General features: G+C 34.7%; 17 protein-coding genes, 1 pseudogene and 2 riboswitches. Of the genes and pseudogenes, 4 read left to right on the forward strand and 14 right to left on the reverse strand.

The genetic code is table 11. The annotated features are described in order from the left end of the window. Window positions 1-105 precede the first annotated feature (105 nt). Together M1D66_RS25020 and M1D66_RS25025 are read left to right on the forward strand one after the other, a co-directional pair. Window positions 106-1,419 carry an alkaline phosphatase family protein gene (locus M1D66_RS25020; protein WP_016121785.1) on the forward strand — a complete coding sequence of 438 codons (1,314 nt, stop codon included), beginning with the start codon at window positions 106-108 and terminating at the stop codon, window positions 1,417-1,419. 108 nt (window positions 1,420-1,527) lie between these two features. After that, window positions 1,528-2,811 carry an MFS transporter gene (locus M1D66_RS25025; RefSeq protein ID WP_000738812.1) on the forward strand — a complete coding sequence of 428 codons (1,284 nt, stop codon included), beginning with the start codon at window positions 1,528-1,530 and terminating at the stop codon, window positions 2,809-2,811. 69 nt (window positions 2,812-2,880) lie between these two features. Here the strand turns inward: M1D66_RS25025 and M1D66_RS25030 are convergent, their stop codons facing one another. From M1D66_RS25030 to M1D66_RS25060, 7 genes are all read right to left on the reverse strand, one after another. Beyond that, the gene (locus tag M1D66_RS25030; RefSeq protein ID WP_002023181.1) at window positions 2,881-3,132 is read right to left on the reverse strand and encodes a helix-turn-helix transcriptional regulator; all 252 of its coding nucleotides are present in this window, start codon (window positions 3,130-3,132) and stop codon (window positions 2,881-2,883) included. Between the two features lie 56 nt (window positions 3,133-3,188). Beyond that, a complete protein-coding gene (locus tag M1D66_RS25035; protein WP_212126049.1) occupies window positions 3,189-4,421 on the reverse strand; it encodes an MFS transporter in 1,233 nt (410 codons plus the stop codon). A 66-nt stretch (window positions 4,422-4,487) separates the two neighbouring features. Further along, window positions 4,488-5,069, reverse strand: coding sequence for a TetR/AcrR family transcriptional regulator (locus M1D66_RS25040; RefSeq protein WP_001254452.1), 582 nt, complete (start codon window positions 5,067-5,069; stop codon window positions 4,488-4,490). Window positions 5,070-5,149: 80 nt separating this feature from the next. After that, entirely contained in the window at window positions 5,150-5,293 is a 144-nt protein-coding gene (locus M1D66_RS25045; protein ID WP_000817973.1) for a hypothetical protein, read from the reverse strand. A 125-nt stretch (window positions 5,294-5,418) separates the two neighbouring features. Beyond that, complete coding sequence (locus M1D66_RS25050) at window positions 5,419-5,664, reverse strand: hypothetical protein (RefSeq protein WP_000505774.1); 246 nt, start codon at window positions 5,662-5,664, stop codon at window positions 5,419-5,421. 13 nt (window positions 5,665-5,677) lie between these two features. Continuing rightward, window positions 5,678-5,992: a thioredoxin family protein gene (locus M1D66_RS25055; RefSeq protein WP_000206515.1), complete on the reverse strand. Its 315-nt coding sequence runs from the start codon at window positions 5,990-5,992 to the stop codon at window positions 5,678-5,680. Window positions 5,993-6,002: 10 nt separating this feature from the next. Continuing rightward, window positions 6,003-6,374 carry a DnaJ family domain-containing protein gene (locus M1D66_RS25060; protein ID WP_000382375.1) on the reverse strand — a complete coding sequence of 124 codons (372 nt, stop codon included), beginning with the start codon at window positions 6,372-6,374 and terminating at the stop codon, window positions 6,003-6,005. A gap of 371 nt (window positions 6,375-6,745) precedes the next feature. On the opposite strand from M1D66_RS25060, the gene M1D66_RS25065 reads away from it, so the two are divergent. Continuing rightward, window positions 6,746-8,770, forward strand: coding sequence for a glycosyl hydrolase family 18 protein (locus M1D66_RS25065; protein WP_242554885.1), 2,025 nt, complete (start codon window positions 6,746-6,748; stop codon window positions 8,768-8,770). A gap of 454 nt (window positions 8,771-9,224) precedes the next feature. Here the strand turns inward: M1D66_RS25065 and M1D66_RS25070 are convergent. From M1D66_RS25070 to M1D66_RS25100, 7 genes and pseudogenes are all read right to left on the reverse strand, one after another. Beyond that, a pseudogene (locus M1D66_RS25070) lies at window positions 9,225-9,419 on the reverse strand (P-loop NTPase family protein); the annotation flags it as partial. Next, window positions 9,416-10,165, reverse strand: a complete 750-nt coding sequence (locus M1D66_RS25075; RefSeq protein WP_000016084.1) for an ABC transporter ATP-binding protein — start codon at window positions 10,163-10,165, stop codon at window positions 9,416-9,418. The gene M1D66_RS25075 and the pseudogene M1D66_RS25070, both read right to left, overlap by 4 nt. Then, window positions 10,162-11,160, reverse strand: a complete 999-nt coding sequence (locus M1D66_RS25080; protein ID WP_000715573.1) for an ABC transporter substrate-binding protein — start codon at window positions 11,158-11,160, stop codon at window positions 10,162-10,164. Before M1D66_RS25080 ends, M1D66_RS25075 begins: the two co-directional genes overlap by 4 nt. After that, window positions 11,157-11,930: an ABC transporter permease gene (locus tag M1D66_RS25085; RefSeq protein ID WP_001057166.1), complete on the reverse strand. Its 774-nt coding sequence runs from the start codon at window positions 11,928-11,930 to the stop codon at window positions 11,157-11,159. Before M1D66_RS25085 ends, M1D66_RS25080 begins: the two co-directional genes overlap by 4 nt. Beyond that, complete coding sequence (locus M1D66_RS25090) at window positions 11,902-12,222, reverse strand: MTH1187 family thiamine-binding protein (protein ID WP_000082906.1); 321 nt, start codon at window positions 12,220-12,222, stop codon at window positions 11,902-11,904. The genes M1D66_RS25085 and M1D66_RS25090 overlap by 29 nt, the downstream gene beginning before the upstream one ends. Before the next feature lie 101 nt (window positions 12,223-12,323). After that, window positions 12,324-12,425, reverse strand: a riboswitch (TPP riboswitch). Window positions 12,426-12,477: 52 nt separating this feature from the next. After that, entirely contained in the window at window positions 12,478-16,059 is a 3,582-nt protein-coding gene (locus tag M1D66_RS25095; RefSeq protein WP_242554886.1) for a non-ribosomal peptide synthetase family protein, read from the reverse strand. A gap of 132 nt (window positions 16,060-16,191) precedes the next feature. Continuing rightward, window positions 16,192-17,934, reverse strand: a complete 1,743-nt coding sequence (locus tag M1D66_RS25100) for a methyl-accepting chemotaxis protein (RefSeq protein WP_000761085.1) — start codon at window positions 17,932-17,934, stop codon at window positions 16,192-16,194. Between the two features lie 134 nt (window positions 17,935-18,068). After that, a riboswitch (cyclic di-GMP riboswitch) is annotated at window positions 18,069-18,153 on the reverse strand. Window positions 18,154-18,435: 282 nt separating this feature from the next. Between M1D66_RS25100 and M1D66_RS25105 the strand changes: the two genes are divergently transcribed. After that, window positions 18,436-19,749 (forward strand): anaerobic C4-dicarboxylate transporter family protein, encoded by a 1,314-nt coding sequence (locus tag M1D66_RS25105; protein ID WP_000498724.1) that lies wholly within the window; start codon window positions 18,436-18,438, stop codon window positions 19,747-19,749. Window positions 19,750-19,767: the final 18 nt, after the last annotated feature.

Consider the following 19,767-nt stretch of genomic DNA (forward strand, 5'->3'; position numbering starts at 1 on the left):
TTTTCTGAAAATAAATAATAAATTTTCGCCTAAAAATATATTTTTATTACTAGGTATTAATAGTAATATATAAGAATAGGTTTTATATAATCAGGAGGGAACTTTATGGATAAAGCATTAACAAACCATGTCATTATTTTATCATTCGACTGTTTATCAGCTTTAGATTTTCCTATACTACAAAAACTACCTCATTTCCAATCTCTAATAAAAAAGGGCACGGTTGTCGAAAAAGTAGAACCAATTTATCCTTCTGTAACATATCCAAGCCACTCAACAATCGTAACCGGCAATTACCCTAACAAGCACGGTGTTGTTAGCAATACGTTACTTCAACCAGGGCGTGAATCACCTGATTGGCATTGGTACCGAAAATCAATAAAAGGAACAACATTGTATGATGAAGCGCGCAAAGCAAATTTAACGACAGCTGCCCTTCTATGGCCTGTTACTGGAAGAGCGAACATCGATTACAATTTACCAGAAATTTTTCCAAATAGACCTTGGCAAAATCAAGTGTTAGTTTCCTTATTTAGCGGTAGCCCACTATACCAATTAGATTTAAATCGTCGTTTCGGCCATATAAGAAATGGTTTATCACAACCAGAGCTGGATGATTTCGTCCTCGCCTCTGCTGTGCATACAATCCAGACGAAAAAGCCTAATGTCATGTTCGTACATTTCACCGATTTAGACACACAAAGACACTATCACGGCTTTGAATCTAACGAAACAATAGCTGCTATCCAGAGACACGACGAACGTCTAGGGAAAATTATTCAAGCACTAAAAGAAAGTGACTTATACGAAGAAAGTACAATTATTGCCCTTGGTGATCATAGCGCTTTAAGTGAAAACAAATCCATCCAATTAAATGTGCTATTCCATCAAAGAGGACTTATATCTCTTAATAAAAAAGGAAAATTAGTAGACTGGAAAGCCTATTGCCAAAGTTGCGACGGCTCTGCCTATGTATATGTAAAGGACAAAAATGATACGGATACAATTCGGGAGGTACAACTACTCCTTGAAGAACTACTTCAAAATAAACAAAACGGAATTGAATTTATACTTCATGATGAAGCTGCCAAAGACTGCGGTGCAGACGGTAATTGTTTATTCATGTTAGAAGCACGAGAAGGGTATTATTTCACTGAAAACTATACAGGAGATTTTATAAAAGAAATTACCGAAAAAGATGTTACGCCTAGTAAAAAATATACATTTGGTACGCATGGATACTCTCCAACAAAACCTAACTATGAAACAATTTTTATCGCTGCTGGGAAAGGAATAAAAAGTGGCGTTACCGTCCCGTATATGAGACTTATTGATGAAGGTCCAACTATCGCTAGACTACTCGGTTTACACTTAGGTGAAACAGACGGAGCAATTGTAGAGGATTTACTCCAATTGTAAAGAACTGTGTATATATGTAAAAGTTATGTAAAATTCATCACTGTTTCTCTTTTTATAATTTTTATTTTTGTACACTGTTAGTAAAACAAATTTGAGGGGGAACATTATATGAAAAAAATGTCCAGACAAGAAAAAAGCTGGATATTATACGATTGGGCGAACTCCGTATATTCGCTCGTCATTACAACTGCATTATTTCCAATTTACTTTAAAGCAGCTGCAAAAGAAGCTGGACTATCTGGGGCAACTTCAACAGCATATTGGGGGTATGCAAACTCATTCGCAACACTTTTAATTTCTATACTTGCTCCTATTCTTGGCACAGTTGCTGATTATAAAGGATTTAAAAAACGTTTTTTCACATTCTTCTTTGGACTCGGTATCGTATTTACAAGTATGTTAGCAGTCGTTCCAACCTCTCAGTGGTACTTATTGCTAGGGTGCTATATGCTCGCCTTAATCGGCTTTGCTGGAGCAAACATTTTCTATGATGCATTTTTAGTAGACGTCACTTCTGAAGATAGAATGGACCGAATTTCTACAAGAGGATTTGCATTAGGTTATATCGGGAGTACAATTCCTTTTATCGGTTGTATCGCTCTTATTATTCTTTCCCAAAAAGGAACTATTCCCTTATCGGTCGGCATTGCTAGTCAAATTTCCTTTGCAATAACAGCTCTTTGGTGGGGATTATTTACAATTCCAATGCTAAAAAACGTAGAGCAAACACACTATATTGAGCGTCATCCAAGACCTATTAGAATGAGCTTCAAACGTCTTGCTGATACTTTTAAAAATATTAAAGAATATAAAACTGTATTTATGTTTCTAATCGCTTACTTTTTCTATATTGACGGAGTCGACACAATTATTACTATGTCTACCGCTTACGGAACCGATCTCGGTATTAGTGCAACGAATCTATTAATCATATTATTTGTAACACAAATTGTCGCTTGTCCATTTGCTTTACTATATGGAAAACTATCTGAAACATTTACTGGTAAAAAAATGTTATATGTCGGTATCATTATTTATATCATTATTTGCACATATGCTTATTTCTTAAAAACGACACTTGATTTTTGGATTTTAGCAATGTTAGTTGCTACATCTCAAGGTGGTATTCAAGCACTAAGTCGTTCATACTTTGCAAAACTAGTACCTAAAGAATCTGCAAATGAATTCTTCGGATTTTATAATATATTTGGCAAGTTTGCCGCGATTATGGGTCCAGTATTAGTCGGTGTTACAACCCAATTAACAGGAAAAACAAACGCTGGTGTTCTTAGTATTATTGTTCTGTTTATTATCGGAGGATTTTTACTAACTAGAGTTCCAGAAAATAATACATCCGTTACACCACCTAGTCCAAAGACTAAAACGCTATAAGAAAAGATCCTCTTCTCATAAGAAGAGGATCTTTTTTATTTTTAAAGGTGCGACTTATAATGAACGACTCTACTGCTTGTACAAAAATAATTTATCAACAGTTGTTCCTAATACTTCAGCTAAACGGAATGCTAACGCTAAACTTGGATCATATTTATTATTCTCAATTGCATTTATCGTTTGTCTAGAAACCTTACATTTATCAGCTAATGCGCCTTGTGAAATATTATTTTCAGTGCGTAATTCATAGATTTGATTTTTCACACCATTGCTCCTAACCTGTAAAATCGTTTTTACAACATCAGTATATAATTGGCTCATATAGTTGTCAAAAGTTCCTCAAAGAAAAAGGGAGCAATATTGCTCCCTTACAATAGTTATTTCGAAGCTAACGAATTTGTTAGTGCCTTTTTATTAGCAACATCTTCTTTTTTTATTTGCATATGTAGAACTGGCCCTATCGCTAATAAAATAAGTGCCATTGCTATACAAAACACAGTAACTAGTGAAGTTAGTTCCTTTAATCCTCCAGCTAGTGAAGTTCCAATTAGCATTGCCCCCATAAACAGTGGTAAAATCGTCCCATTTACTCTTCCAACCATATTTTCTGGTACAAGTTGAATCATAAGCGTACCGACAACAATATTAACACAAGCTAAACAAATACCTGTTCCAAACCTCATGAAACTAGTAATCCAAAATGATGTAGATAGCCCTTCTACTAAAAATGACATTGCTAATATGCCCATACCGAATACAAACATTTTTTTCGGATTCACTTTTGAAGCGAAAATTGCAGCAACAATACCACCAATTAACATACCTATTCCATCAGCTGCAGCTAAATATTGAACTGCTTCCTTTTCCATTCCAAGGCGTTCTATTACAAGAAACACCTCTAATGGAGTTGTTAATCCAACAGCTAAGCCTATAATGGTGAAAGTGATCGTAATCATACGTAAATTTTTCGTATGAAGAACATACTTCCAACCTTCTTTTATATCATTTTTTAATGAATCTCTCGCCACTTGCTCTTTTTCAACCCATTTTGGTAAAAATGAAAGGGCGATAGCAGATAACAAAAATAAAATGATTAAGCTATATAGTGACGTAAATAAACCAAGTTGTGTATAGACAAGCGATCCTACCACTGGTCCAAAAATCAGAAATAATGACTGTAATGTTTGGTTAAATGCAATTGCATTTGCTACCTCTTCTTCTTTTACATAGCGCTTAAATATGCGCGAAGATGAGGGCTGAGAAAACTGGCCTACAATCGCGGAAATGAGTGTTGCAAAAAATATAGCCTGCCAATAATCCAGCTTTAACAACAGGACAATTCCTATAATAGACAGTACACTTAATACATCTCCAGCGACCATTGTTCTTTTCGGATTCCAGCGATCAGCTAGCGCACCACCGATAAACGAGAAAATAAAAATAGGTGCATATTCCATAACTGATAACAAAGAAACAGAAACCGGATCATTATTCGTTCGCTCCATTATGAAATATAAAAGAGCCATATTTCTGATCCAAATTGCAAATTGTTGTAAAATATCAGATGCCATAACGAGCATAAATGCTCGGTTTTTAAATAAAGCGTTCATTTTCATCCCCCTTTTACAAACCGACCGTTCGGTCTATTTTATTTTGTAAGAAAAGCAACTGACCTATTATTCAGCTGCCATTCCTTTTAACAATACATCTATTGCCTTTTTATAAATACGCTTCAACTCTTTATAATCTAGCTCGTAGTAAAGTACTCCAAGCCCTGATAATAATCCATTCACAATATACATAAGATCACGAGTATTATCTTCACGGAACTCTCCAGACTGTATACCTGCTTCAATTAATTTCTCAAACATAACATATGATTCTCTAGTTAAAGCTAATAGTTCCTCCAAAATCTCTTTACTTACAACTTGACTCATAGAGAATTCCTCTATTGCATTTGAAATTGGTTGCTGTATGTCCTCTACATGATATTCCGCGAGACCATATAGTTTTTCAGTACTAGTGCTATACAACTTCTCTTTTTCATTCCATTTTTCAACCCAATCATACGTATGCTGTTTCACTACAAATAAAAATAATTCTTCTTTACTTTTAAAGTGATAATAAATGCTTCCTTTACTTCGCTCTGTAATTTCACAAATCTCTTCCATAGATGTAGCTGCGTAGCCTTTCTGTGAAAATAGACTTTTTGCTTTATATGCAATTTCTTTCTTTATCTCTTCTGCGCTTCTTCTCATATTCACACCTCTTTAAACCGACCGTTCAGTTTAATAATAACAAATCAAAAACCTCTATCGCAAGAGGCTATATTCCTTATTTAAGAAAACGTACTTTCAAACCAAGTTCGAATCATATGTATGGTTCCAAACTTAAATGCTAATTTAACAAAAAACACGCCTCCCGCAGCTAATAAAAATAACACTATTTTCCCCTTATTTTTCACTTTCGGTTCCCTTTTCATTTCCATTCCCCTTAGTATGTTAAAAATATTAATCAAACGTTTGTTTAACTGTGTTTATGCATATGTAAGCCAACTAATCAAACGTTTGTTTAAAAAGAAATACGCCTATATAAGGCGCATTTTCATCAATCACCACCGCCACCGCAGCTTCCCCCGCTATCTCCCCCAAAAGACCCTCCACAATCATGTGAACCGCCATCATGCGAGCTATCATTATCCGATCCAGCAAAGAAAAATAATGGTGATGAGCTGTTAGATGAATTATGTATGTTATTTTGTTTCGCCAAGTTCACCTTCTTTTTGTTCGATCGAACTGCTGTTACGATTATTCCAACTACAACAAATAATAGTATGACAATAATAAATCCCATATAAAAGCCTCCCCTATTCCTCAAATAATTGAATGATTCTCTCTAGATTTTCAAGTGAAATGAAGCGTGATTCACGAAGAATTTCTTTTCCATTATGAAATAATAAAATTGTTGGCCCTGTAAATACTCCATATCGCCCCGCAATCTCTTGCATGTCTTGTAGTAATATCTCTATTTTCTCTACGTAATCATAATTCTCTAATACGCAATTTACTTTTCTTAGCATAACATCACAAACACCACAATTTTCCGTTTTAATAAACAGAAGTACCAATTGTTGTTCTTCGATATAGGTCGCTAATTCTTCTATCGTTTTAAATGTAGTCATCTTATCCCTCTTAGCGTAATTTACGAAATACTTTGTCTTGATACATACGAAAAGCTGAACTATCTTTAATCTTTCTCTTTTCCATTACCTGCTGAAAACGAAGCGTTTTTGCTGTTAACTCTTCTCGTAATTTCTTTCTCTCTTCTTCATCATAACAGCAAGCAATTAGATCCTCTATTTTTAATATATCTTTTTGTAGTTCCATTTCTGGTGGAATCATTCCCGCATTTTTTAAAATTTTATAACTCATTCTAAGTTCTGGAGGTACCATTGAAAGATCTTCTAATTGTAGTGGTTTTCCTTTTCCCGGAAGATAATCAAGATCACCATTCCGTATTGCTTGTCGAATTTTTTCTTCAGCAATGTTCAAAAACACATCCACACTATTCCCTCCTTTACATATTTTTACTATTATTTTACATGATATTTCCTTATCTTTCTACGTCTTTAATAATTGGCTCCATACAATTTTTTCTCAAATTTATTTATAATGAGCTTTTTCCTCCCATACCGATTTTTCGTTTTCATATATAGTTTGTATTTAAGCCTTTTTGTATTGAGAAAGTCTTTTTCAACTTAATAAAGCGTTTACACTAAATCTTACATTTGTTACGATTTAATCACCCCCAGCTCCCTTGTATAGACTTCGTGATGTCTGATCATTTTATCTAGACGTTTCACACGTCTAGATTCATTTTGATTTATTGGCGTATGCCTTTAAATATATCTTTTATTTTGAAAGGAGAAATGGCTATGAGGTCTCAAAAATTCACACTGCTATTACTATCCCTACTACTTTTCTTACCTCTTTTTCTCACAAATTTTATTACTCCAAATCTCGCATTAGCAGATTCACCAAAGCAAAGTCAAAAAATTGTTGGGTACTTTCCTTCGTGGGGCGTTTACGGACGTAATTATCAAGTTGCTGACATTGATGCATCAAAACTTACTCACCTTAACTATGCTTTCGCGGATATTTGTTGGAATGGAAAACATGGAAACCCTTCTACTCATCCTGATAATCCAAATAAACAAACGTGGAACTGTAAAGAATCTGGTGTACCATTGCAAAATAAAGAGGTTCCTAATGGTACTCTCGTACTCGGGGAACCATGGGCTGATGTTACCAAATCGTATCCTGGCTCTGGGACAAATTGGGAAGATTGCGATAAATATGCCCGTTGCGGAAATTTCGGTGAACTAAAACGATTAAAAGCTAAATATCCTCACTTAAAAACAATTATTTCCGTTGGTGGCTGGACTTGGTCTAACCGCTTTTCTGATATGGCCGCTGATGAAAAAACAAGAAAAGTATTTGCTGAATCTACAGTAGCTTTTCTTCGCGCATATGGGTTTGATGGCGTAGATTTAGACTGGGAATATCCGGGCGTTGAAACGATTCCTGGTGGTAGTTATCGTCCTGAAGATAAACAAAATTTCACTCTCCTTCTTCAAGATGTCCGAAATGCTTTGAATAAAGCAGGTGCTGAAGATGGCAAACAATATTTACTAACAATCGCTTCAGGCGCAAGCCAACGCTACGCTGATCATACAGAGCTAAAGAAAATTTCTCAAATACTCGATTGGATTAATATTATGACATATGATTTCCACGGCGGATGGGAAGCTACTTCTAATCATAATGCAGCTCTATATAAGGATCCAAATGACCCAGCAGCAAATACGAATTTTTACGTAGATGGTGCTATAAATGTTTATACAAATGAAGGTGTTCCAGTCGATAAACTAGTATTAGGCGTACCCTTTTACGGACGTGGCTGGAAAAGTTGTGGCAAAGAAAATAACGGACAATATCAACCTTGCAAACCAGGTAGTGATGGGAAACTTGCTTCTAAAGGTACTTGGGATGATTATTCTACCGGTGATACAGGTGTGTATGATTACGGTGATTTAGCAGCCAATTACGTTAATAAAAATGGTTTTGTACGCTACTGGAATGACACAGCTAAAGTACCTTATTTATATAATGCAACTACAGGCACATTTATTAGCTACGATGACAATGAATCTATGAAATACAAAACAGACTATATAAAGACGAAAGGTTTAAGTGGAGCAATGTTTTGGGAACTAAGCGGAGATTGCCGTACAAGTCCAAAATATAGTTGCAGTGGTCCAAAATTACTTGATACGCTAGTAAAAGAATTACTTGGTGGACCCATTAGTCAAAAAGATACTGAGCCACCAACGAATGTTAAAAACGTTGTAGTTACGAATAAAAATTCAAACTCAGTTCAATTAAACTGGACTGCATCTACTGATAACGTAGGAGTTACGGAATATGAAATTACTGCTGGAGAAGAGAAATGGAGTACAACAACAAATAGCATTACAATTAAAAACTTAAAACCTAATACGGAATACACATTTTCAATAATTGCCAAAGATGCTGCTGGAAATAAATCACAACCTACCGCTCTTACTGTCAAAACGGATGAAGCTAATACGACACCTCCTGATGGAAATGGTACTGCTACATTTTCAGTCACTTCGAATTGGGGCAGCGGTTATAACTTCTCGATTATAATCAAAAATAATGGAACGACTCCTATTAAAAATTGGAAATTAGAATTTGATTATAGCGGTAATTTAACACAAGTTTGGGATTCTAAAATTAGTAGTAAAACAAATAATCATTATGTAATTACAAACGCAGGATGGAATGGTGAAATTCCTCCTGGTGGATCTATTACAATTGGTGGTGCAGGAACAGGTAATCCTGCCGAACTTTTAAATGCCGTCATTAGCGAAAACTAGACGTAATATCCATTAATTAATTCACTAAAGTTTGAATTTAGGTTTGAGCAATACCTCCTAAATTCAAACTTTTAATTTTACGAAAAATCAAAAATATCATAATAACCTATTATAATTATATTTAATTTCTAATATGAAGTTTATATGAAGTTTATATGAAGTTCATTTGAATTTTACATGAATTTCCTTTAATTTCTATTGTCTTCCTATAATATCCATATTATCCTTTACATAAAGGAATTATTTTCATTCCATTTTGAACTATCTATATATATAAAGAAAGATAGTCACCTGTTAGGGAAAGGCTTTCGTATTATAAATATAACAAAAGAAAAAGCACGCTTATAAGCGCACCATAAGAGTGCTTCTTCATACAATTCTCATGTAAGAGTTCTCGAAAATCATGTTAATCACAAAGAAAAGGCATTAGCTCCTAAAAGCTAATGCCTTTTCTTTATTCATATTGTTCAGTATTCCAATCTTCTATATTCCATACTTTTGTTATCCACGATTCATAGAAAGAAGGTTCATGTGAGACAATTAAAACCGTTCCTTTGTATTGTTGTAACGCTTCCTGTAAAGCCATCTTAGTTTCTACATCCAAATGATTAGTCGGTTCGTCTAAAATTAAAACATCAGCTTTTTCTATTTTTTCATATAAGGAGCTAACACACTTAAAATCTCTTCTTTATCCTTTTTTAATTCGAGTGATGTTAACATATCCATCGTTCTCGGCCTAGGTAATTTCACTTGTACCTCGCCAACTATTGACGCTGGTCTTTGAGATAAAATAAATACGCGATCTGAAAGCAAGATTGCCTCATCTAAGTCATGTGTCACCATAACGATTGTTTGCTTTTCTTGATGCCAAGAGTTTAAAAGCCAGCTATGTACTTCCATTTTTGTAAATGCATCTAATTTACCAAAAGGCTCATCAAGCAGCATAATTGGCTTTTCACATAAATATGTGCGCAGAAAACTAATTCTTTGACGCATACCACCAGATAATTCATCTGGATAATGGTCTGCATATTCATCTAGTTCGAACTGCTTTAATGCTTCCATTCCTTCTGTCAGCCTTTGTTTTTTCGGCTTTCCTTCAATTTCTAACGGAAGAACGATATTTTGCAAAGCTGATCGCCACGGTAGTAATAAATCTTGTTGTGGCATATAACTAACAACATCTTGCTCTTGTACTTGCTTATCGTTATACGTTACGTTCCCGCTTGTTGGTTTTTCAACATTTGCAATCATGTTTAATAATGTGCTTTTCCCGCAACCACTCGGTCCTACAAAGGAAACAAACTCTCCCTCTTGTATAGAGGCACTAATATTCTCTAATACATTCTTTCCGTCGAAAGATTTCACTATATTTTTTATTTGTAATCCGCTCATTTTTCACTTGGAAGGAATTCATTTGTAAAAGCATCTTTTACATCGATTTTCTTTTTAATAACTTTGTTGTCATATAAGAAATTCATGTAATTCGTCCAAATTTCTTCCTTCTGTACTCCCCATGCTTTAGCATCATCTTGATACTTCGTACTTAACCATTTTTGGCTTTCTTGAACTAAATCTTTATTTACATCTGGAACAGCTTTAATTAAAATATCAGCAGCCTCTTTCGGTTCCTTAATTGCAAAATTATAACCTTCTGTCGTTGCACTCATAAACTTTTTCACAAAGTCTTTATCTTGCTTCGTATGTTTTTCACTCGTAATAATAACAGGACTATAGAAATCAAGCGCTGGATCTAAGTCCTTCACCATAATCGTATTTAACTCTTTTCCTTGGCGCTTCGCTTCAATCCCATCCCAACCGTAATAAATCCATTCGAAATCTGCATCACGACCGATTGATTTAAAGAAATCTGTTTGTCCTAAGATGATTTTTTCAACTTTATTAAAATCAGCTTGATGTTTATCCATAATCGTCTTTAATGTCGCTTCTTCTGCTGGTCCTCCCCAGCCGCCGTAACGTTTACCTTCAAAATCTTTCGGTGACGTCATATTATCTTTCTTAAGCGATGCAAACGCCGAAGTGTTATGCTGAATAATCGCTCCTACAGATACAACAGGAATTCCTTCCACACGAGCTAACGTTACATTTTCTTGTGCGCTTATTGCGAAGTCTGCTTTTCCTGATGCTATCATTTGCTCTGCTGTTACATTGTCACCTGGTTGAATAATTTCTACATCTAATCCTTGCTTTTTGTAATAATCTTTCGTTTGCGCTACATACAAGCCAGTATGATTCGTATTTGGAAACCAATCTAATACTACTTTTACTTTTTGATCTTTACTTGCACTTTCTTCTTTCTTCGCCGGATTACATCCAGCCACACCTACCGCTACTAAGGCAGCTAACATAACTTTCAAACCTTTTTTCATTTTCTGCCGTCCTTTCTATATATCCATGGTGCTGTTATTCTTGCCATAAACTCTACGATAAAATACAGGCATAATGTCACCATAACGATGATTGCTGCAACCCCAAATACTCGGGCAGTCAAAAAGGATTTTGTAGCCCTCGTAAGCATAACGCCTAATCCTTCACTTGCACCGAGCCATTCTCCGATAATTGCCCCCATTACGCTATATGTAACTGCAATTTTTAAACCTGAGAAAAAGTATGGAAGCACTGCTGGAAATTTTACTTTCTGGTAAACTTGCCATTTTGTCGCCTTCATTGTTTGTAACAGTTTCAGCATGTTTTTATCTACTGTTTGAAAACCTTCTAAAATACTAAGCGCAATTGGGAAGAAACAAACGAGTATTACGACCATTACTTTCGGCAACATCCCATATCCAAACCAAATAATAAATAGCGGTGCAAGTACAACAATTGGAATTGTTTGCGAAATAACAAGCAATGGATTTATTAGAATACGAAATAACGGTATAACGTCCATAATAATTGCGATGCTCGTCCCCAATAAAATTGCAAAAAATAGTCCAATTATAACTTCCTGCAGTGTTTGCATCGTATTTGGTAATAGTAAATCTTTCATCCCAATTAATTCTTGAACAATGGCAGAAGGCTTTGGTAAAATCCACGGTTCGATTTTAAATAATGAAACAGATCCTTCCCATATCGCAATGAGAAGGATAAGCCAAATAGTTGTAATAAGTTTAGATTGCTTCTGGTTTTGCATATTCATCACGGTACTTCCAAACCTTTTCATCTATCGTTACACCAGTGCTTGGACGATAATGGATTTTAATAGAAGTAATCACTTCTTCTGCTCCAGCATCGACGCAAGCTTGTTGCGCACGTTTAACGACATCAAGAAGTACATCTAATTCTCCTTCCAAAGTTGTTTCCATTGCCCCTACTTCATAACGAACTCCCGATTGTTGCACAACTTCAATTGCTTTATCGACAACAGAATATACATCTTTCGTTTTCGCTTGTGGTACTACTGAAAATGACATTGTAACTTGTTGTGACATAATAAAATCCCCCTTATAAAATTAAATTTCAAAAATAAGAAAAGGCTTTCCTACTGCGTAGGAAAGCCTTGTATGCAAGTTATTACAGAATAACATATGCTACATCACTTTAAGTAACTCCCTACGCTGGCATTATCCAGATCAGGTTGAGGGTCGATGTTTACTTACATCCTCTCAGCCAATTGGCTCCCCGGTCCTTAATTCGTTTTCATTGTAGCATGATTTATTTTATTGAACAAACAAAAGCATGCATAATCATTTCATTATTTTTGGAAAATAACCAACTTTTTCACCATGAGCTAATAACTGCTGAATAAATTCTTTATTAATTGCTGGTACTATCAATTCTTTTTTCTTAATCCATTTATTCGTTCTACGCGTACCCATTACAATTTCAGATTGCTGCGCTCCATCTCCTGCAACTTGAGAAGCAATTAACTCTGCTATTACTTCATTTCCCTTCGCTAATGCAAGTCCGGTATTTACATATTCTGAAAGTGGAACCATTTCAAGATTGTATCCACACTCTCCAATTAGCTGTATAAATTGTTCAAACTCAATTTGATGTGGATGACAAATATGTAACGTCTCTCCTATAATTTGCGAATCTTGCAAATACGATACAATTGATTTACTAGCAAAATCAATTGGTGTGAAATCAACTTTCCACTTCACATTTGGTGCTTTCCCAATTAATAGCATTGTTTTAATAAGACGATAAAATGCGTTTCCTTCAATATTTTGTTGGAACGAACCTGTTTCTGAATGACATGCTAAATTACCTGCACGATAAATATTTCCGCGCAAACCATTTTTCATTGCTTCACGAACAATGTTTTCCGCTTGTAGTTTACTATTTGAATATACATTCTCTAAGTCTACACTGTAATTAAAATCACCAGTTTTCATGTATGTATCCCATTGATCTACCGCTAATTCTAACGGGATACCAATTGTAGAAATAAAATGGAATGTAGCACCTTTCTCCGCTAATGCTAGCATACGGCTAGTTCCTTGGACATTTATATTTTCAAATTGTTTTACATCCCCAAAATGTCTTACATCTGCACCGCAATGAATTATCGTATCCATCTTAGAACTGATGAACATAAATTCTTCTTCGCTCATCCCAAGATACTCTTCTCCCAGATCACCGGCTACGGCCTGTATACGCTGTAACCATTCTTCACATACATCATTAAAGTAGCCTGTTAATGTATCTATAATTCTTTGCTGCACATCTTTAGTTGGTCTTACTAAACAATAAATAGTAGCAGATGTATCTCTCAACAATTCATATAATATGTGTGATCCTAAATAACCAGTAGCTCCTGTTAAAAAGACATTTGAAATCTGGTTTTCTTCCAAAACGTTTGCATACGTGATAGTATCTGGTTCGTGAATCACTTTATATTCACGAAATACTTCTTCTTTCTCTACTTTTACTTCTCGCTCAATTCGAGCTAATCCATATATCGTTCTTTCTTTAAAGAAATCTTGAATTGTTAAATGTGAGAAATCTTCTTTTAACAATGTTAAGACTCGTAATACTTTTAATGAATGTCCACCAATTGTAAAGAAATCATCATGCACTCCAACTTTTGAAATTCCTAATACTTCCGCCCAGGCGTTCGCTATTTGTTTTTCTGCTTTATTAGAAGGTGCAACATATTCTTGTAGCCGAACCGGTTCATACTTTTCTTCTAACTGAGCTAACTTCTTAACATCAATCTTTTTATTAGGTGTAAGTGGTAATTCATTAATATAAATTAGTTTAGATGGCACCATATAATCTGGTAATTGCTCTTGTAACTGATAAACTAATTCTGGTATTTCTTTTTTATTTAAAGTTGTATAGAACGCGATTAAATATTGGCTACCTTCCTTACTCTTCTTAGCAAAAACAGCATTTTCTTTTATATTATGATTTTGAGAAATTTTACTTTGGATTTCGCCTAGTTCAATACGATGTCCTCTAATTTTTACTTGATCATCTTTCCGATGTAAAAACTCTATATTTCCATCCTCTAGCAACTTAACGATATCACCTGTTTTGTATATATTAACTATAGGATTAAAAGGGTTCGGAATAAAAGCTTCAATTGTTTTATTAGGCTTATTAAAATACCCTTTTGCTAATCCCACTGAATCTATATATAATTCACCAGGTACACCAATTGGACAAAGATTCATATTCTCATCCAAAATCATAACTTGATAATTAGCACATGGTTTACCAATGGGAATACTCGCAACATCCTCATTTAACTGACTAGGTATTTTATAGGTTGTCGTCACTACAGTACATTCTGTCGGTCCGTATACATTATGAATTTCAACATTTGTACCTATTCTTTCTCTCCACAATTTAATAACCTCTACAGGCAACATTTCACCGCCAATCGCAATTCTTTTTAGGGAAGCTAGCTTATATATATCTTCTTCTGCCAAATAAGTTGCTACTTGTCGAACAAAAATTGTTGCTAATGCCAAGATTGAAGTTGCTTTCACTTTATAGATTGCATTTGCAAATGCTTCTACAGACAATCGCTCTTCCTCTAATAGTACATATAAGTTTCCTCCACAGAATAAAGAAGCAAATGACTCCCATACAGAAGCATCGAAACTAAAGGAAGGAAATTGGGCAAATACATCCTCTTCTGTCAATTCATATTGCTTTTTCATCCAAGTATACAGATTAACAACGCCTCTATGTGCTAACATCGTTCCCTTTGGATTCCCTGTTGAACCAGATGTATAAATCATATAAGCTACATCATCACAATGAATAGACAACTTTACATCTATATCTTCATAAGTTTCACTATCATACATTGAAACTGTTTGAACCCCATCACATGTTATAGGCGTCTCTTTCATCAATATAACTTTCGCTTGGCTATCTTGAATAATGTACTGTATTCTACTTTCCGGATAATCTGGATCAATCGGAACATACGCTGCACCAGCTTTTAATATAGCTACCATACTTACTACTGTGTCTATGCTACGTTTCATAAATATTCCAACATAGTCTCCTAATTGGACGCCGTTTTTAATTAACATATGAGCTATTTGATTACTTTTTTTATTTAGCTCCTCATAAGTTAAAGTACCTTCCCTTGAAGATAAAGCTATACGATTTGGAAATTGAGTAACAGTATTATAGAACATATCGACGATACTTTTCTCAGGATATACTGCTGTCGTATCATTCACTTGACTATAAAGTGCCATCTCGGCCTCTGTAATAATATTAAAATCATTTATATGATTATTCTTATTTTGTGATTTATTAATTAAAACACCTTGTATTTGTTGTGCATAACGAGTAATTGTTGTCTCTTTCCAATTAACACTATTAAATATTATTTCTACACTTTGCATATTTTTACTAAATACAAATTGTAATGTATTCGTGTCTTGTAGCTCATAATATGTTTCGCCAATAATAATAGGTGACATTTCATATAATGTATTACCGTTTTGAAACTTTTCTATTTCTTCCTCATTCATTTCTTTAATTTGCTCCAGTTGCTCTTCAATCTGTAAATTCAAACTTTCATAGGAGAGAAAATTAGAAACTTCAATAATAATCGGAAATAAACTTCCTCTTACATGATAAAGCACGACAATATGTTTTTCTTTAGAAATATGATATAACCACGTTGCAGTCGCTCCTATTAAATCTACAATGTGAGTCAAATTTGGAAACAGTTCCGTTTTCCTTTTTACCCCAAGTTCTGTTCCTTGCACATCTTTAGGTATTTTAATACTCCCTTCTACTTTTCCTAAAAATTCTTTTACCATCTTATTATAAGAAATTGCTAATTTCATATTTATGTAAATTCCTCTCTTAAATATAATAAAGGTGTGAAAATTCACACCTTTTTCATCCCTTATTAACGGGCAGATTCGTTCAATTCATAATCAAGGGGGATCCCCCTTGATTAGAATTGAACTTTCTCCTTATTCGCTTTTAAACTCACCAATAAGCTCTTGTAATTCTTGAGAAAGCCAACTTAAAGAAGTCGCTAATTCTGCAATATCTTGTACTGATATTTCTTGCTCTTTCATGCTTTCTTCAACATTACTACTGCTGTTAGCATAAGTATTTGCAATATGTGATAATTCATTTACGACTTGAACGATATTCTGGCTATTTTGTAAAATATCACTCGAATTACCAGAAACAGCTTTTACTTGATCTGTAACAGATTGCGCTGATTTTGAGATTTTTTCAAAGAAATCACCGCTACTTTGAACAAGCGAAATTCCAGTTTCTACTTCTCTTGAACCTTTTTGCATGGAAACTACAGCATCTTCTGTCTCAGCTTGTGTTTCACCAATTAATTTCGCTATATCTTTAGCAGACGCTTCCGTTTGTTCTGCTAATTTTCGTACTTCATCAGCAACAACTGCAAACCCTCTTCCAGCTGCTCCAGCACGTGAAGCCTCAATAGAAGCATTTAAAGCTAATAAATTTGTTTGATTTGAAATACCTGTAATTACAGTTACGATATCACTAATTTCTTTTGACCTTGTTTCTAACGAATAAATGATGGAAGATAAATCTTGTACTGCATTTTGGATTAAACTCATTTGATTAATAATTTGTCCAATCACTTCATTACCTTCAATTGAATGTTGTTCCATACCTTCAGAAGCAACCGCAACTTGTTTTGCAGCCCCAGTTATTTCTTCTACCTTATCTTCCATTCCATGTACAATTCCTAAACATTGTTGTACTGAAGTTTTTTGAGACTGTGCCCCTACTCTTAAACCTTCAATAGAACTTGCAATCTCTTGAACTGCCATGCTGTTTTCCTCTGTACTCGCCGACAATTCTTGTGAAGAAGAAGAAACTTGCTCAGCAGTTTGCCTTACTTTATCTATAATCCCTTTAAATTTTTCAATCGTGTTATTGAAATAAACATTAATAATTCCAATATCATCTGGTCTTTCTTTTAATTTAATACTTAAGTCACCTTCACCAATTTTACGTAACCCTTCTCGTAAATCTTTTAATGGAGCTAACGAGTGACGCACAATAAAGAATTGAGTAATAGTCGCAATTGCTAATGAAATAATGATAAAGAGTAAGCCCTGTATCATAAACTTCTCTTTTGTAATAGGAACAATGGAAGCATCTAAGTCAGCCGCAACAATTGCAACAATATTGTTTTCTCCATCTGTAATTGGTTCTAATATTGTCACCCACGAACCTATTTCATCTTCATATACTTCTGTCATTTGAGCCTTTTTCGTATCAATCACTTTATCGTATGCCTTCATCCAATGAGCGGGTTGTTCATAATAATCTCCCGGCTTTATAGGAAACGCATTTGTTAACTCTGTAGTCAAACCAACGAGTTGTAATTCTCGCTTTTCATTCGGCTTTGCTCCTGTAACATACGTTTGTCCAACGCTTTTCAATTCTTTTGACACTTCATCTAATTTCTCTGTTAACTTTTCTTTTTTCACTTTTTCGGCTGTAGGATCTTTCGCCATGTCTCTAACTAATTCTACATCCAGTTTTTTCAATACTATTTCTCCTGTTTCAATAGACTGCCTTTCAAATAAAGACATCATACTATTTTGAAACATATTGAAACTTAATGCACCCATACTTCCAACAAGTGTCAAAATAACTAATACGGTTAATAAGACGTTCTTTTGAAGGAACGATAACTTATGCCAATATTTTTTCATTAATATCCACCTTCCTTAATCAATACAAACAAAAAAACAAAATATATGGATATTTTGTTTGAAAATGTTTCTCAATATGTTCGAGAATAAAAAAAAGCCAATGTAAAAGCATTGGCCAAGACCAACCCTATCCGTCCGGTAACTGGCTAGCGTAGCCTTTCGACCTTAGCTCCTGTAGTTTTGCGTCCTCATGTTTCCATCAGTTTGCCTTTCTCGCTGAACGAGTTGAACGATATGGGAGTTCTATGAGAATTAATTTATTCTCTTTCAAAGATTACAACATATAAATCAAAATGTCTACTTATTTAGAGATATAAATACAAATTTTTAATGCATTGCTTTTTCAAAATAATTTCAAAAAGTACGTGAATGTTACTTTTTTTGTGTTATATAATAAAAAATGTATAAATAACAAGGATTTCTTCGGGTATTTATTTAATTTTCATTCAAATTAAACTATTCGAATATATCTTAACTAATGAATTTCGGAGGTAGTTTATCATGTTTTGGCTACAATTTCTTACCTTGTTACTCTGTATTTTTATTGGTGCACGCCTAGGCGGAGTTGGTTTAGGAGTAATGGGTGGAGTTGGTATGGCAATACTCGTTTTTGTCTTCCACCTACAACCAACCGCGCCTCCTATCGATGTAATGCTTATGATTTTGGCAGTAATTACAGCTGCTGGTGCTTTGCAAGCTGCTGGAGGAATGGACTATCTTGTTCATCTAGCTGAAAAGACATTACGAAAAAATCCAAAGCGTATTACTTTTTTTGCTCCAATTGTTACTTATTTATTCACACTATGTGCAGGTACTGGTCACGTTGCCTATTCTGTACTTCCTGTTATTGCAGAAGTCTCTCGTGAATCAGGGATTAGACCGGAACGCCCAATGTCGATTGCCGTAATCGCTTCTCAACAAGCAATTACAGCTAGTCCAATTTCAGCTGCCACAGTTGCTCTTTTAGCAATGTTAGCTGACTATAAAATCACCTTATTAGATATTTTAAAAGTAAGTATACCTTCTACTTTCATCGCTTGTATGATAGCTGCATTCGTTGCTAGTAAGATGGGAAAAGAATTAAATGAAGACCCTGAATACTTAAAACGATTAAAAGAAGGAATGATTCCTAAGCTTGAAGAGAAAAAAGAATTTGTAGGTGTAAAGGGCGCAAAATTATCAGTTATCCTTTTCCTAGTAGGAACCTTCCTTGTTGTACTTCTTGGTTCATTTGAAGCACTTCGTCCAGGATGGATAGTTGATGGGAAGTTAGCTCGTCTTTCCATGCCGAACACAATTGAGATGGTTATGTTAACTATCGCGGCTCTTATTATTATTTTCTGTAAACCCAATGTAGAAAGCATTGTGTCTGGTAACGTCTTTAAAGCAGGGGCAACAGCAGTTGTTGCTATTTTTGGTATCGCTTGGATGGGAGATACTTTCTTTAATGGAAACTTAAATATGATTCAAGGATCCATTCAGCATTTAGTAACAAGTGCACCTTGGCTATTTGCCATCGCACTATTCATTCTATCTATTTTACTGTACAGCCAAGCAGCAACTGTTCGTGCCTTAATGCCACTTGGACTATCTCTTGGCATTCCACCAGCGCTACTGATTGCGATGTTCCCTGCAGTAAATGGATATTTCTTCATTCCAAACTATGGAACAATCGTTGCTGCCATTAACTTTGATCGTACTGGTACAACAAGTATCGGTAAATACGTATTAAATCATAGTTTTATGATTCCTGGCCTAATTGCAACATTTACTTCTATCGGAATTGGAATGCTCTTAATTTCAATTATGTTTTAAAGAAAAAGCACAAACCTT

Source organism: Bacillus sp. PK6-16 (genome assembly GCF_056530295.1).